13 protein-coding genes are annotated in these 14,112 nt (G+C 77.0%); 4 read left to right on the top strand and 9 right to left on the bottom strand.

Features of this window, described 5'->3' with window-relative positions; all coding sequences use genetic code 11:
- The first annotated feature begins 153 nt into the window (after positions 1–153).
- On the top strand, positions 154–1,635 hold the full coding sequence (locus RSE42_RS09835) for a trypsin-like serine peptidase (RefSeq protein WP_085387916.1): 1,482 nt from the start codon (positions 154–156) through the stop codon (positions 1,633–1,635).
- 40 nt (positions 1,636–1,675) lie between these two features.
- Positions 1,676–2,677: an MvdC/MvdD family ATP grasp protein gene (locus RSE42_RS09830; RefSeq protein ID WP_415295989.1), complete on the top strand. Its 1,002-nt coding sequence runs from the start codon at positions 1,676–1,678 to the stop codon at positions 2,675–2,677.
- Between the two features lie 82 nt (positions 2,678–2,759).
- Here RSE42_RS09830 and RSE42_RS09825 read toward each other — a convergent pair whose 3' ends face one another.
- The 5 genes from RSE42_RS09825 to RSE42_RS09805 form a co-directional block, all read right to left on the bottom strand.
- Positions 2,760–3,497, bottom strand: coding sequence for a glycosyltransferase family 2 protein (locus RSE42_RS09825; RefSeq protein ID WP_415295987.1), 738 nt, complete (start codon positions 3,495–3,497; stop codon positions 2,760–2,762).
- Positions 3,494–4,099, bottom strand: a complete 606-nt coding sequence (locus tag RSE42_RS09820) for a hypothetical protein (protein ID WP_415295985.1) — start codon at positions 4,097–4,099, stop codon at positions 3,494–3,496. The genes RSE42_RS09825 and RSE42_RS09820 overlap by 4 nt, the downstream gene beginning before the upstream one ends.
- An 83-nt stretch (positions 4,100–4,182) precedes the next feature.
- Positions 4,183–4,998 carry a MerR family transcriptional regulator gene (locus tag RSE42_RS09815; protein ID WP_415295983.1) on the bottom strand — a complete coding sequence of 272 codons (816 nt, stop codon included), beginning with the start codon at positions 4,996–4,998 and terminating at the stop codon, positions 4,183–4,185.
- A 32-nt stretch (positions 4,999–5,030) separates the two neighbouring features.
- Positions 5,031–5,537: a VOC family protein gene (locus RSE42_RS09810; protein ID WP_114554159.1), complete on the bottom strand. Its 507-nt coding sequence runs from the start codon at positions 5,535–5,537 to the stop codon at positions 5,031–5,033.
- A gap of 33 nt (positions 5,538–5,570) precedes the next feature.
- The gene (locus tag RSE42_RS09805) at positions 5,571–6,167 is read right to left on the bottom strand and encodes a GNAT family N-acetyltransferase (RefSeq protein ID WP_415295982.1); all 597 of its coding nucleotides are present in this window, start codon (positions 6,165–6,167) and stop codon (positions 5,571–5,573) included.
- 131 nt (positions 6,168–6,298) lie between these two features.
- On the opposite strand from RSE42_RS09805, the gene RSE42_RS09800 reads away from it, so the two are divergent.
- Complete coding sequence (locus RSE42_RS09800; protein ID WP_051028402.1) at positions 6,299–6,838, top strand: hypothetical protein; 540 nt, start codon at positions 6,299–6,301, stop codon at positions 6,836–6,838.
- Between the two features lie 25 nt (positions 6,839–6,863).
- Here the strand turns inward: RSE42_RS09800 and RSE42_RS09795 are convergent, their stop codons facing one another.
- Both RSE42_RS09795 and RSE42_RS09790 read right to left on the bottom strand, forming a co-directional pair.
- Positions 6,864–8,489, bottom strand: coding sequence for an ABC-F family ATP-binding cassette domain-containing protein (locus RSE42_RS09795; RefSeq protein ID WP_415295980.1), 1,626 nt, complete (start codon positions 8,487–8,489; stop codon positions 6,864–6,866).
- A gap of 320 nt (positions 8,490–8,809) precedes the next feature.
- The gene (locus RSE42_RS09790) at positions 8,810–9,712 is read right to left on the bottom strand and encodes a LysR family transcriptional regulator (protein WP_034655259.1); all 903 of its coding nucleotides are present in this window, start codon (positions 9,710–9,712) and stop codon (positions 8,810–8,812) included.
- Between the two features lie 95 nt (positions 9,713–9,807).
- Between RSE42_RS09790 and RSE42_RS09785 the strand changes: the two genes are divergently transcribed.
- Positions 9,808–11,082: an MFS transporter gene (locus RSE42_RS09785; RefSeq protein ID WP_415295978.1), complete on the top strand. Its 1,275-nt coding sequence runs from the start codon at positions 9,808–9,810 to the stop codon at positions 11,080–11,082.
- A gap of 41 nt (positions 11,083–11,123) precedes the next feature.
- On the opposite strand, the gene RSE42_RS09780 is transcribed toward RSE42_RS09785, so the two are convergent.
- A complete protein-coding gene (locus tag RSE42_RS09780) occupies positions 11,124–12,968 on the bottom strand; it encodes a siderophore-interacting protein (RefSeq protein WP_415295976.1) in 1,845 nt (614 codons plus the stop codon).
- Positions 12,968–14,002, bottom strand: coding sequence for an ABC transporter substrate-binding protein (locus tag RSE42_RS09775; protein WP_171467894.1), 1,035 nt, complete (start codon positions 14,000–14,002; stop codon positions 12,968–12,970). The genes RSE42_RS09780 and RSE42_RS09775 overlap by 1 nt, the downstream gene beginning before the upstream one ends.
- Positions 14,003–14,112 lie beyond the last annotated feature (110 nt).

Here is a 14,112-nt window from a genome sequence, read left to right as displayed (position 1 = left end):
CGGCAACGTCCACCGGCGAGCACGGGACGGGCGACCGGATCTCCCCGGATCCGGTCGCCGGTCCCGTGCTCGGGCGCGAGAGGGGCGCGGTGTACGTGCCGAGGCACAGGGGCCTCCCTCCAGGTGCAGGGGGACCGAACCGAGGGGGAACCCATGCCCGGAAGCAAGAAGTCGGCACCGCGGAAGCCGAGCCGGCGCGAGGTGCCGCAGACGCCCGACACCGTCGACGCGCTGTACCCGCCGCTGCCCGAACGCATCCCGTTGACGCTCGAGTCCATCGCGGGCGACGAGCCCACGTACGCGGAGATGCTCGAGTCCATCTGCGGCGCGACCGACGACTCCCAGCCCGTCGAGCAGTACGACGGCACGCTCGGCGTCACGCGCGCGTACGTGGACGCCCACCAGAAGCAGGCCGTGCAGGTCCAGTGGAACGCAGGGCTCGGCGGCGTCTTCACCAACCCCGGCAACGTCGACGGCGTGCGCTGGGGGAGCGGCACCCTGATCGCGCCCGACCTCGTCCTCACGTGCGGTCACCTGTTCGACCAGAGCGCCGACGGCTGGGTCCTGCCCCGGCAGAACGGGTCGATGCAGGTCCTCACGCCGCAGCAGATCGCGACGAGCATGCACATCAACGTGCTCTTCCAGGTGGACCCGTCCGGTGTCCTGCGCACCGAGCACAGCTTCCCGATCGTCGCGCTCGTCGAGTACCGGCTCGGCGGCCTCGACATGGCCGTCGTGCGCGTGGGCGGCAACCCGGGCAGCACCTACGGGTTCACGGCCGTGGCCACCGCCAACCCGGCCGTGGGCGACATGCTCGCGATCATCGGCCACCCCGCCGGGATGCCCAAGCGCGTCGAGGCCGGCCCGGCGACGGTCGTCACGACGAACCAGGTCCGCTACGACGACATCGACACGCTCGGTGGCAACTCCGGGTCCGGGATCCTCGGGCCCGCGGGCGAGCTCGTCGGCGTCCACACGAACGGTGGCTGCAACGCGGCCGGGACCGGGTCGAACTTCGGCACGGCGATCGCGGGCATCCGCGCGGTGTCGCCGACGCTCCAGGCCCTGCCCCACGGGGCGCGCACCGCGACCGCCGACGACGGCTTCACCTCCCTCGCGCAGGACGTCATCGCGACCGTCAAGGCCGCCGACCAGGTCGGCACGCTCCTGGGCGCCGACACGGCCCGCGCCGTCGACGTGCTGACGATCCGGCAGGCCGACTCGCACACGGTCGCCGACCAGATCGGGACGTCGTTCCTCCGGGACCAGGGCGGCACGCCGCGCGCCCTCGACTCGGTCTTCCAGGGCGACACCCGCTTCGCCGCGGACAACCCCGTCGGCACCGGGCTCGCGGGTGACGTCGGCTCCGGACCCGGCGACACGCTCCAGGAGGGGATCGTCGACCCCGGCGACCTCTTCGACCCCGTGGTCAACCCCGTGATCGGGCGGCTCGTGCAGGCGGGCGCGCTCGCCGGGGCGCGGCCGTTCGTCCAGGGCGCGGAGTCGCTCGTGGACGAGGACGGTCCGGGCGAGGCGGTCGACGTCGTCGGCGCGCTCGTCGAGGCCGTCGCCGAGGCGCGCGCGACCCTCGAGGCCGTCGAGGCGACGCTCGCCGCGCTCCAGGCGGGGCAGTGACCCGGGCGACCTCGCCCACGGACCGGACCGGGAGACCGCGATGATCGGCATCGTGTCGCACGCGGACGACCTCCACACCACGGAGGTCGTCCGCCACCTGGACGCGCTCGGCGCGCGCCACGCGCTCCTCGACACGGGGCACGCGCCCCGCGACGTGGCGCTGACCTCGACCCAGGACGCCGCCGGGTGGCGCGCCGACTGGGTCGACACGAGCGCCGAGGGCGTGAGCGCGGTGGACACCACCACGCTGCGCGCCGTGTGGTGGCGCCGACCGCAGCCGTTCGCGCTGCACGACGACCTGCGCTCCGCCCAGGACCGCGGCTTCGCCCACGGCGAGGTCGCCGCGGCGGTGTCCGGGCTCTGGTCGTGCCTGCCCGCCACGTGGGTCAACGACCCGGACCGCGACGAGGCAGGGTCCCGCAAGATGTGGCAGCTCCAGGTCGCCGCGCGCCTGGGGCTGCGCGTGCCGCGCACGTGCATGACGAACGACCCGGCCCGCGCCCGGGAGTTCCTGCACCGGGAACCGGGGCGCGTGATCTTCAAGCCGTTCAGCGGCACGCCCGCGACGTGGCGCGAGACCCGCCCCGTACGGGAGGCGGACCTCGCGCTCATCGAGAGCGTGCGGTACGCGCCGGTCATCTTCCAGGAGGCCGTCGCGGGGTCGGACGTGCGCGTGACGATCGTGGGCACGGAGCTGTTCGCGGCCGAGCTGCGCACGGAGGAGTCGGCGTACGCGTACGACTTCCGCGTCGACACCCACCACTGCCCGACGTCCGTGCACGACCTCCCCGAGCACGTCGCCACCGCGCTCCTGCGGCTCATGGAGGTGCTCGGCCTCTGGTACGGCGCGGTCGACCTGCGCCGCACGCCCGAGGGCGACTACGTGTTCCTCGAGATCAACCCGGCCGGGCAGTGGCTGTTCGTCGAGTACGCGACCGGGCAGCCGATCGCCGCGGCGCTCGCGGCGCTGCTGGCCCGTCTCGACCGCGAGGAGGCACCGGGCGCGACGCGGCGGCGCACCTGGCGCGGCAGCGCGGACTGAGCTCTGGCCTGTCGCCGGCCCGTCGCCGGCCCGTCGTCGGGCCGTCGCCGGCCGGTCGCAGGCGGGGAGGTGTCCGTGCGCGTCAGCGCCAGCGGTCGCCCCCCCGCCCCCCGGGGGGCGCCACCGCCCAGTTGACGCGCAGCGTGCGCCACGCGCGGTCCATGCGCCGACGGCGCTGGCGTCGCCCGCGCAGCGAGCGCGCCGACACCCCGACGCGCCACGACCGGTCGAGCACCGTGCGCCGGCCCGGGCCGAGGCGGAACGACAGGTCGAGGTCGTCGTGCACCTCGGGGTCGTCGCGCACGACGGCGTCGCGCACGGCGGTCCACGCCGAGCGGCGCAGGGCCATGCACGAGCCCCAGAGCGCGGTGTGGCCGAGCGCGAGGTGGCACAGCACGTAGTACGCGCCGAGGTAGGCGATCGCCACGGCGGCGCGCGCCCCGCGCGGCAGGTCGTCGAACGTGCCCGTGCCGGTCATCGCGTCGAGCGTCGGGTCGGCAGCCATGCGGTCCACGACGCGCTGCACCCACCCCGGGTCGGGGAGGGAGTCGGCGTCGAGCCGCGCGATGACGTCGCCGCGCGCGGCGTCGTACCCGGTCGCGGCGGCCGCCGGGATGCCGACGCGCTCCTCGCGCACGACGACGGCGCCCCAGCGGCGCGCGACGAGCGCGGAGTCGTCGCGCGACGCGTTGTCGACGACCACGACCTCGAGCGGCGCGACGGTCTGCCGCGCGATGCGCGCCAGGCAGCGGTCGAGCGCGGCGGCGTCGTCGCGGACCGGGACGACGACCGACACGGTCGGGGCGGTGCGGGGCGTCACGGCCGGTGCTCCCGGGCGGCGGTGCCGCGCGCGAGGAGGACCCCGGCGACGACCGAGCCGAGCAGCCCCGTCGCGAGGTCGGTGACGGTGTCGCCGTAGCCGACGCCGATCCGGTCGTCGAGGAACGTGTGCCCGGCCCACTCGCCGAGCTCCCACAGGATCGCGAGGACCGCCCCGAGGCCCGTCGTCACCACGACGACGCCCGTGCGCCACGGCCGGGCGTCGGCGTGCGGGGCGGGCAGCGCCCCGACCCGGACGAGCGTCACCGTCGCGAGCGCCGCGATCAGACCGGTGCACACGGCGTGCACGGGCAGGTCGAGCCACGGCACCGCGCGGTACCACTCGAGCTGGGCGGCCCAGGCGGAGGCGAGCAGCGCGGCCCCGTAGCCGACGTCGAGCACGCCGGTCACCCCGAGGGCGCGCGGCACCATCGTCCCGCCGAGCACGAGCAGGAAAAGCGCGACGCCGACGCCGTCGAGCGCCGCGCCGGCCGCGACGACGCTGAGCGCGGCCGCAGCCCGGACCGCGTCGCCCGCGAGGATCGCGCCACGTCCCGGGGCGGCGAGGGAGGGGCCCGCCGTGGGGGCGGGGGTGGCGGGCATGCGGGGCTCCTGGGAGGGTGGTGCGGCGGCGGGGATCACAGCCTCACACCCCGGCGCCGCGTTCGCACGCCCGTCCGCCGGGGTCAGCCCCAGGTGGCGGTCGCCGGGTCCACGCCGTGGGAGCGCGCGCTCGCCTCGACCGCGGCGCGCAGCCACGTGGCCAGGCCGGGGGCGAGGCCGTCGTAGTGGGCACGGAACCCGGCGTCGTCGACGAACCGCCGCGCGAGGCACACGTGCCGCGCGGGCGGGCAGTCGAAGTGCGCGCCCATCGAGGCGCGGTGCCTCTCGGCGAGGGCGGCCGCCCGCGGCGTGGCCGGGTCGACACCCGCGCGGCACGCCGTCGCGAGGTCGGCCTCCAGGGCCGCGACGTCGTCGGCCAGGCGCTGCCAGTCCTCGGGCGTGCGCTCCGCCGACCGCTCGGCGTACTGCGCCCACTGCGCGGTGTCGCCCCAGAGCTCGCGCGCCTGCCCGGGCCACGCGGGGTCCCAGCCCTCCCCGAACAGCGCGACCTGCTCGGTAGGCGTGAGCAGGAGCCCGCGCTCGCGCGCCGCGACGAGGCGGTCCAGCGCGCGGGCGGTGCGCTCCATCCGGGCGATCCGCTCCCCGAGCAGCGCCCGGTGCCTGCGCAGCGCGTCCACCGCCTCGGCGCCGGTCGCGTCGAGGAGCGGCGGGACGTCCTCGAGCGCCACGCCCAGCTCCCGGTACGCCACCACCCGCCGCAGCCGCGCGACGTCGGCCGCCGCGTAGAGCCGGTAGCCCGCCGGGGTACGCGCCGAGGGGCGCACGAGCCCGACCGCGTCCCAGTGGTGCAGCGTGCGGACGGTGACGCCCGCGGCCGCGGCCGCGTCGCCGACCGTCAGCGGGTGGGCGACGCGGCCGGGCGTCGGGTCGGTGGTCACGTGACCCAGTGTCCACCGCGGAGCCGCGTTGCTCACGGGGCGGGCGCCTCGATCCCGATGCCCTCCAGGAACCGGGCGGAGTCGCTCCCGGCGACGAACGGGCGCGCCGCCGTCATGACGACGCGCGCGTTCTCCGGCGTGCGGACCTCCACCTCGACGGACCCCCACGGCATCTCGCGCGGGCCCGTCGTGCAGCCGGGCGTCACGGCCTCGCACGCGGCGACGATCGCGTCGACCTGCGACAGCACGCACGAGAAGCTCACCGTCAGGGCCGGCAGGTCGGGCGCGGGGGTGCCCGGGACGAGGAGCACGTCCTGGAACGCCCAGCGGCGCAGGTGCACCACGCCGCCCGGCACGGAGAACAGGTCGAAGAACCCGAGCCCGCGCGTCCAGAGCTCGACGGACGCCGCGAGGTCGTCCGTCGGGACGGTCACGAACTGCGGCATCCCGTAGATGCCGCGGAACGGCTCCGGAGCGACGGCGTCGGGCCCCGGGACGGGGACGGGGGAGAGGTCGAAGGCGGGGAACGTGTCGGTCATGCGGGCAGCCTGCGCCCTGACGTCGCGTCAGGGTCAAGCGCCCGCGCGCGTCTCGTCGGCCAGCAGCGCGTACACGACGCCGTCGACCCAGCCCAGGTCCCGGTGCAGGGAGTCGCGCACCCCCACGCCCTCGCGCCGCATCCCCACGCGCTCCATGAGCCGCCACGACGGCTCGTTCGCGAGGAACGCGCTCGCCACGACGCGCCGCAGCCCCAGGTCCTCGAAGCACACCTGCAGCAGCGCGCGCACGGCCTCGGTCGCGTAGCCCTGCCCCTGGTGCGCCGGGTCGAGCACCCAGCCGATCTCGGCCTCGTCGTCGTGCGGACGGTCGACGACGTCGCGCTGCGCCCAGCCGTCGCGGACCGCGAGGTAGAGGTCCCCGACCACGGCACCCTCGCGCTCCACGACGAGGGTCGTCGCGAGCCGCCCCGGCTCGACGTGGTGCTCGCGCCACTCCTCGACCGCGGTGAACCGCTGCGTGAGCCACCGGTCCACCTCGGGCAGGCCGCGGTAGGCGAACAACGCGTCCGCGTCGTCCGGCCGGGCGCGGCGCAGCGTCAGGCGAGCGGTCCGCACGGGCCACGCGACCCGCTCCAGGGCGTCGGGGCGCACGTCGGTGGCGTCGGTCATGCGCCCACCCTGGCACGTGCGTGGCCTGCGCATCGAGGGGATTCCCGCGGCGCGGGAGCGTCGGCCCGGGCGGCGGCCCCGACGACGGGCGCGTGCGACGGCACGGCCCGCGCCGGTCTAGGGTCGCCCCCATGACGCTGTTCCTCGACGACCCCGACGAGGGTCTGTCGCCCGCGACGAGCCACCCCGCCTTCGTGTCCCTCGCGCCGGAGCCGTTCTACGACGAGGGCGAGGACCTCGCGCCGTTCGGCAACGACGCCGGGCACGACGCGCTGCGCGACCTCGAGGAGTGGTACGCCGCCGACGGGCGCGACGACGCGCTGCCCGCCTTCGTCGACGGCCTCCTGGCGGCGTGGGACCTCGGGGTCCCCGAGGACGTCTGGGCGTCCGGGCGGCAGGGCGCCGCGGACCGGCTCCGCGGCGGCGACGTCGACGAGGCGGCGCTCGCGGCCGAGGCCCGCGCGCAGATCGCGATCGTGCTCGGCCAGCTGAAGATCCGCGGCGGCCTCACACCTCATGCGCGGGCCCTGGGCGTCGCGGTGCTCGACGTGCTCGCCGCGCTCAACGACCACGCGCGGGTCGTGAGCCCGGGCTGGCGGCACGCCGACGCCGACGCCGCGGCGACCGCCGCGATGGCCGCCGTCGTGCGGGCCGCACCCGACCTGCCCTGACGGCCCGGCCGCCCCGGACCGGCGCTCAGCGGGCCGCATGCTCCGCGCCCGGCGCCACCTCGTGGAGCGCGCCGTCCCGGTCGAGCTCGAGCCGCACGTCGACCCCGAGGCGGGCGAGGAACCCGTCGTCGTGGCTCACCACGAGCAGCGCGCCCGCGTAGCCCGACAGCGCCTCGACGAGCCGTTCGACGCTGCGCACGTCGAGGTCGTTCGTCGGCTCGTCGAGCACGAGGAGCTGGGCGGGCGGGTCGGCGAGCAGGAGCCGCGCGAGCGCGACGCGGAACCGCTCGCCGCCCGACAGGGTGCCCACCGGACGGTCGACGGCCGACCCGCGCAGGAGCAGGCGCGCGAGGTGGTTGCGGACCGTGCCCGGCGCGACGCCCGGGGCGCCGTCGCGGACGGTGTCGAGCGCGCTGCGCGCGTCGTCGAGCCCGTCGCGCCGCTGCGGGAGGTAGCCGACCCGGTCCGTGAGGAGCGTCCCGCCGGCGCGTCCCGGCTCGGGCGCGCGCCCGGCGAGCAGGTTCTCCAGGAGCGTCGTCTTGCCGGTGCCGTTGGCCCCCACGAGCGCGACCCGCTCAGGCCCCTGGACGACGACCGTGCGGTTCGTCCCGTGCAGCTCGGCGAGCCGACGCCCGCGCGGGACGTCCGGGTCCGGCAGCACGAGGTGCACGTGCTCGTCGTCGCGCACCCGGGCCGCCGCCGCGTCGAGCGCCTGCTGCGCGGCCTGGACCTTGGCGTCCAGGCCCTGGCGCATCGAGCCCGCCGAGACCTGGGCCGCGGACGCGCGCAGCCCCATGGAGATGCGTGACCCGGTGCGGTTCGCCTGGGCGGTCCGCGCCGTCCGCTCGCGGCGCGCGAGCTTGGTCTCGGCCTCGACGCGCTGGCGCTTCTCGGCGCGCAGGGTCTGCTCGGCGCTCCGCGCGGCCTGCGCCGCCGCGGCCTGGTCGACCTCCAGCTGCGCGCGCCACGCGCTGTACGGGCCGCCGAACGTGGTCAGCGTGCCCGCGTGCAGCTCGGCGGTCTCGTCGACGTGCTCGAGCAGCTCCAGGTCGTGGCTCACGACGACGAGAGCCCCGGGCCAGTCGTCGACGAGCGCGGCGAGCCGGGCCCGGGTGGCGCGGTCGAGGTTGTTCGTCGGCTCGTCGAGCAGCGTGATCGCGCTGCGCCGCACGCGCAGGCCGCTGATCGCGACGAGCATCGCCTCGCCGCCGGACAGCGCGCCGACGCGCCGGTCGAGGCCGACGCCGTCGAGCCCGATCTCGGCGAGCACCTGGGCGGCGCGCGCCTCGACGTCCCAGTCGTCGCCGACGGCGTCGAAGTGCCGCTCGTCGACGTCGCCGGACTCGATCGCGCGCAGGGCGTCGAGCGTGGCGTCGATGCCGAGCAGGCGCGCAACGCTCGCGTCGCGGCCGAGCGTGAGCGTCTGGGGGAGGTAGGCGACGTCGCCCGTGGTCGTCACGCGCCCGGATGTGGGCGTGAGCAGGCCGGCGACGAGGCGCAGCAGCGTCGACTTGCCGGCGCCGTTGTCGCCGACGAGGCCCGTGCGGCCGGTGCCGAACGTGCCGGAGAGGTGGGAGAGCGCGACGGTGCCGTCGGGCCACTCGAACGTGAGGTCGGTCAGCGTCACCGCGGACCGGTGCAGGGTCGACATGGGTGTGCTCCTCGGCCCGCGGTGCCGCGGGCGTGGTCGTGCCGGGAAGGACGGGTGGGCCGCCGTCGCGCGGGCGCGCGGACGGGCCGCCGGTGGCGGGAGCGGTGGGGCGTCGTCCAGGCACGCCGAGGCCGCGGCACGAGCCGGGCAGGGGTCGCCGACGAGGGCTCCGACGTGGCGGAGCAGGGCGAGGGGTGCGCTGGGGCGGGCCGCCGACGGCTCGGCGGCTAGAGTCTGTCGACCTCGATGAGCACGTGCCGATGCTAGCAGCGCGGCCCGGCGGGGTCCGCGGGCGCAGGGTCCGCGGGCGCGGGGGCCCGTCACCCCGCCGGAGCCTGCTCCCGACCCGTGACGAGCGAGGCGACGAGCGAGGCGACGAGCGCCGCGGCGGCCGCGCCCGGGTGCGGCCGCGTCACGAGCCCGAGCGACCACGCCTCCGGCGCGTCGAGCGGCACCGCGACCGCGCCCGGCGCAGGCTCGTACATGTCCGCGGGGACCACCGCGACGCCGAACCCGGCGGCGACGAACGCGGGCAGGTCGCCGACGTCGGCCACCTCCGTGTCCGCGCGCGGCGCGACGCCCGCGTGCGCGAACGCGCGCTCGGCGACCACCCGGTTGCCGAACCCGCGCGGCGTCGTCACGACGTGCTCGTCGGCCAGGTCGCCGGGCGCCACCGACCGCGCCCCGGCGAGCGCGTGGCCCGCGGGCAGCACCGCGACGAACGTCGACGACGTGAGCCGCGTGTAGCGCAGGCCGGGGTGGTCCTCGGGCCCGAGCCCGGTGAACGCGACGTCCACGACGCCGCGCCGCACGTCCTCTCCCAGCCCCGTGGACCCGGCGGGCGACGGGGTGAGGCGCAGCACCACGCCGGGGTGGCGGTCCCGGAACGCGGCGAGGGTGCGCGGCAGCCCGAGGTACCCGAGGTTCGTGAACACCCCGAGCCGCACGGTGCCGCGCACGTGGTGCGGCCCGGGGGCGACGGCGGCACGGGCCTGGTCGACGGCGTCGAGCACCGCCCGGGCCCGGGGGAGCAGCGCCTCGCCCTGCGACGTGAGCGCGACCGAGCGCCGCGTGCGCTCGAACAGACGAGCGCCGAGCTCCGCCTCCAGCGCGCGCACGCCCGCCGAGACGCTCGACTGGACGGCGAAGACGCGCGCGGCGGCGCGCGTGAAGCTCAGCTCCTCGGCCACGGCGACGAAGTACTCGAGCTGGCGCGTCTCCATGCCGCTCACCCTACGACGTCTCATCGCTAACATCGATCAGACGGATCGGTACAAGTCGTTGGACACGATCAAGCGCGCAGGCGCACGGTGGACGCATGACGACGACCTCGGCACCTCCGACCCGCCCCGCACCCGCGCGACCGGACGACGCGCAGCGGCCCTCCCGGCCGCCGCGTGCGCGGCGCGCGCGGCCGCTCGTCTCGCACGGGTCCGGGTTCCTCGTGGTGGCGCTCGCGTTCGCCACGGCCATGGCGTTCTCGACGGTCCCGACGCCGCTCTACCCGCTGTACCAGGCGCGTGACGGCCTGCCCACCGTCGCCGTGACCGTCGTCTTCGCCGCGTACGCCGTCGGGGTCGCCGCGAGCCTCTACCTCGTCGGGCACCTCAGCGACCGGTTCGGGCGCCGCCGCGTGCTGGTCCTCGGCCTCGTGGCCGAGCTCGTCGCGGCCGTGCTGTTCCTGCTGCTGGACGGTCTGGGCGGCCTCGTCGTCGCGCGGCTCGTCTCGGGCGTGGGGATCGGGGCCGTCACCGCGACGGCGACCGCCCACCTCGCCGAGCTCCGCGCGGCCGCCCGCCCCGGCGGCCCGACGGACACGAGCGCCGTCGCGGGCCTGGCGAACATCGGCGGCCTCGCGCTCGGACCGCTCGTCGGCGGGCTGCTCGCCCAGGCCGCGCCCGCGCCGCTCACGACGCCGTACGTCGGCTTCGCCGTCCTGCTCGCCGCGGCGGTCCTCGCCGCCGCGCTCGTGCCCGAGACCGTGCCGCCCGCCGCCGCCCCGTACCGCTACCGCCCGCAGCGCGTCGCCGTGCCGCGCGGCGGGCGCGGCACCTTCGTCGCCGCGGCGGCCGCCGCGTTCGCGGGCTTCGCGGTCTTCGGCCTCTTCACGTCCCTCACCCCGAGCGTGCTCGCGACCGTGATGCACGAGGAGTCGCGCCTCGTCGCCGGGCTCGTCTCGGCCGCGGTCTTCGCCGCGGCCGCCGTCGCGCAGCTCGCCACGGGCCGGCTCGCCCGCCGGCGCCAGGTCGCTCTCGCCGTCACGCTGACGCTTACCGGGCTCGCCGTGCTCGCCGTCTCCGTCGGCACCGCGAGCCTGCCCGGGTTCGTCGCGAGCGCCGTCGTCGCGGGCGCGGGCGTGGGCATCCTCTTCCGGGGCGCGCTCGCGACGGCGGGGGCCCTGGCGGAGCCCGGCCGCCGGGGCGAGGTCCTCGCGGGGGTCTTCCTCGTCGCATACCTGGGGCTCGCCGTCCCCGTGCTGCTCCTGGGGATCTCGCTCACGGTCGAGCCGCTGCGCCTCATGGTCGTCGTGTTCGCGGCGGCCACCGCGCTGCTCGTCGCGGCGGCCGCGCCGGGCCTGGCACGCCGGTCCTGAGCGGGCGGGGCGGACCGCGGTCCGCCCCGCCGTGCCGTGGGTCAGCGGGCGAGATCGACCCGCGCGACGCCCCAGCCGAGGGCGTCGTGCCCGACGACGCGCCACCCGGCGCGCGCCGCGAGCCGCGCCACGTCGTCGGGCGTTCGCGGTCCGGACCCCGTCGTCGCGAGGGACAGCAGCGCGTGCTCGTGCGCGTGCGGGCTCAGGCCGTCGGGCGTGAGGTCCTCGACGAGCACGGCCCGACGCGCGGCCGCCCCCATCGCGGCGAGGAGCGCGACCACCTCGTCGTCGGTGCGGTGCCCGGTCCCGAGCGCGCACACGGCCAGGTCGGCGCCGGGCCAGGAGCCGGACGTGGCGTGGGACGAGCCCGTGCCGGCCTGCGCGCGCAGGACGGCGAGCGGCACGGGGTCCTCGACGAGCGTCGTCGTGCGGTCACCGGGCACGTCCGCGAGCAGGTCGGCCACGACGAGGGCCCCCGGCCCCCCGACGGCCACGGATTGCGCGCCCGACCACACGGGCCACGTCGGGAGGCCGGTGAGCACGTAGGGCAGGACGTCGGCGCCCTCGACGACCTCCGCGGCGAGGTCGGCGTCGGCCTCGACCTCTGCGCGCAGGGTCCGGCCGCGCGAGCGCGCCCACGCCGGGGCGTCCTCGCGCAGCGCCGGGGCGAGCGCGGCGAGCGCGAGGACCGCGTCGGCCTCCAGGCCTTCGTACTCCTCGCGCGCGTGCTCGTCGTCGAGGAGGTCCTCGCCGGCGTCGGCCAGGGCCACCTTGTCACCGTCGGAGGTCACGACCCCCGACGCCGCGAGGACGCCCACGAGGACCCGGACCGCCGCGGGAGCGACGCGGGCCGCCTCGGCGAGCGCCGCGACGTCGCGCGGGCCGTCGCCGAGCGCGTCGAGCAGCCCGAGCTGGAGTGCGGCGCGCGTCGCGAACCACGGCACGGGGGACGGCACGCCCGCGGGCTGCGCCGTGGGGACGGTGCCGGTCGCGGTGCTGCCGGGCGCGTCGCTCGCGGTGATGCCCGGGACGCCGCCCGCGGTGTCGCCGACGGTGCTGCCCGCGGTGTCGCCCGGCCTCGCGCCCGAGGGCGCCGGCTGTGCGTGCCAGTACCCGGTGACATCGACGTGCGTGCGGGGCACGCCGCGCTCGCGCGTGAGGTGGCGGCGCACCGGCAGCAGGGCCCGGCTCTCGCTCGCGGCCCACGCGTAGACGCGCCCGGGCCACCACGTGATCGCGCGCACCGCCTCGCCGAGCGCGACGCGGTCGCCCTCGGGCGCGACGACCCAGCGGACGGTGTCGCCGTCGCGCAGCGCGAGGTCCTGGCGCGCGGACGCGTCGACGACCGTCACGACGACCTGCACGGGCACGTCGACAGGACGCTCGTCGAGGAAGCGGCCGATCGCGGGCAGCGCCGTCTCGTCGCCCGCGAGCAGGGCCCAGTCGACGTCGTCGGGCCACACGGTCGAGGCCTTGGGGCCGACGAACCACAGGGCGTCACCGGGGCGCGCCGCCCCGGCCCACGCGGCGGCGGGCCCGTCGCCGTGCAGCACGAGGTCGAGGTCGAGCTCGCCCGCCACCGGGTCCCAGCGGCGCGGCGTGTAGTCGCGACCCTGCCGGTTCGGCGCGGGCGGCCAGTCGATGCCGTGCGCGCGCTGCACGGGCAGCGCGGACGCGACGTCGCCGTCGGACGAGAGGACGAGCTTCACGTGGTCGTCGAACCCCGGGGCGTCGAACGCCGGCATCGGCATGCCGTCGCGCTCGAACGCGCCCAGCTCCGGCCCGACGAGCGTCACGCGGCGCATGCGGGGCGTCACGTCGACGACACGAGCGACCTCGACGCGCCGCAGGACGAGAGGGTGGGTGCGCAGGCGGTGCTGGGCCATCAGGAGAACTGCTCCTCGACGACGTCGAGCAGGGCCATCGCCTCGTGGTAGTCGCTGCGGATCGTCCACGTGGGCAGCTCGTGCGCGGTGCCGGCGGCGAACGACGGAAGCGCGGCGAACACCGGGTCGGCGGCGAGCGCGTCGAGGTCGACCTCCGCGCCGTTGAAGCCGATGACGAACACGTTCGGCGCCGTGACGACCGACGTCACCTGCTCGGCCGACACCTCGAACATGTCACCGCCCGGCGTGTACGGCTCGGCTCCGGTCTGCTCCTGGATCGGCTGGACCGCGAACCCGAGCCGCTCGAAGATCGCGGGCAGCCCCTCGCCCTCCTGGAGGGCGTACGTTGTGCCCTCCGCCGTGCGGGCGAGGAACGCCGTCTCGCCCGCGGGCACGGTGATCGCGTCGCGCACCTCCGTGAGCCGGTCCTCGTACCCGGCGGCGAGCTCCTCGGAGGTCTCCGCGTCGTCGAACACGTCCTCGGCGAGGAATGCGAGCTGCTCCTGCCACGTCGTGTACGTGCCGCTCACGAGGACGGTCGGGGCGATCTGGCTCAGGCCGTCGTAGACGTCCGTCGCCTGCTTGAGCGGGAAGCCCCACCCGCCACCGACGATGAGGTCGGGCTCGAGCGCGAGGATCGCCTCGAGGTTGAAGCCGTCGGCGCTCCACTCCAGGAGCTCCGTGCCGTCGGCCTCGGCCTCCTGCGCCCAGAGGGGGGAGAAGGCCGGCTCGGGGTCGTCGGTCACCTCGGGCACGGTGGCGAGGACCGGGACGTCGAGCGCGTAGAGGTACCCGGCGAGCGCGTGGTTGAGCACGACGACGCGCTGCGGGTCCGTCGGGACGGTGACGTCGCCCTGGTCCGTGGCGACGACGCGCTCGGCCGAGGACGAGCCGGTGGGCGCATCGGAACCCTCGGGCCCGGCGTCGGACGTGGTGGTGCCGCCCGAGCACGCGGAGAGTGCGAGCGTCGCGGCGGCGACGAGCGCGGCCAGCGCGGTGAGGGGGCGGCGGGTGGGACGGCGGGACGGCAGCATGGGACCTCGCACTCGGGAGCAGGGACGCGGGGGCCGCACGGCGTGACCGGGGCGCACCTCGCGAGGTTAGGCTAACCACACCTGCGTGCCGTGCCGCGCCCGGACATGAC

The sequence above is a fragment of the Cellulosimicrobium sp. SJTW-1 genome, assembly GCF_047716875.1.
Taxonomy (GTDB): domain Bacteria; phylum Actinomycetota; class Actinomycetes; order Actinomycetales; family Cellulomonadaceae; genus Cellulosimicrobium; species Cellulosimicrobium funkei.
The sequence above is the reverse complement of the archived record's forward strand: the minus strand, read 5'-3'. Positions and strand labels throughout refer to the sequence as shown.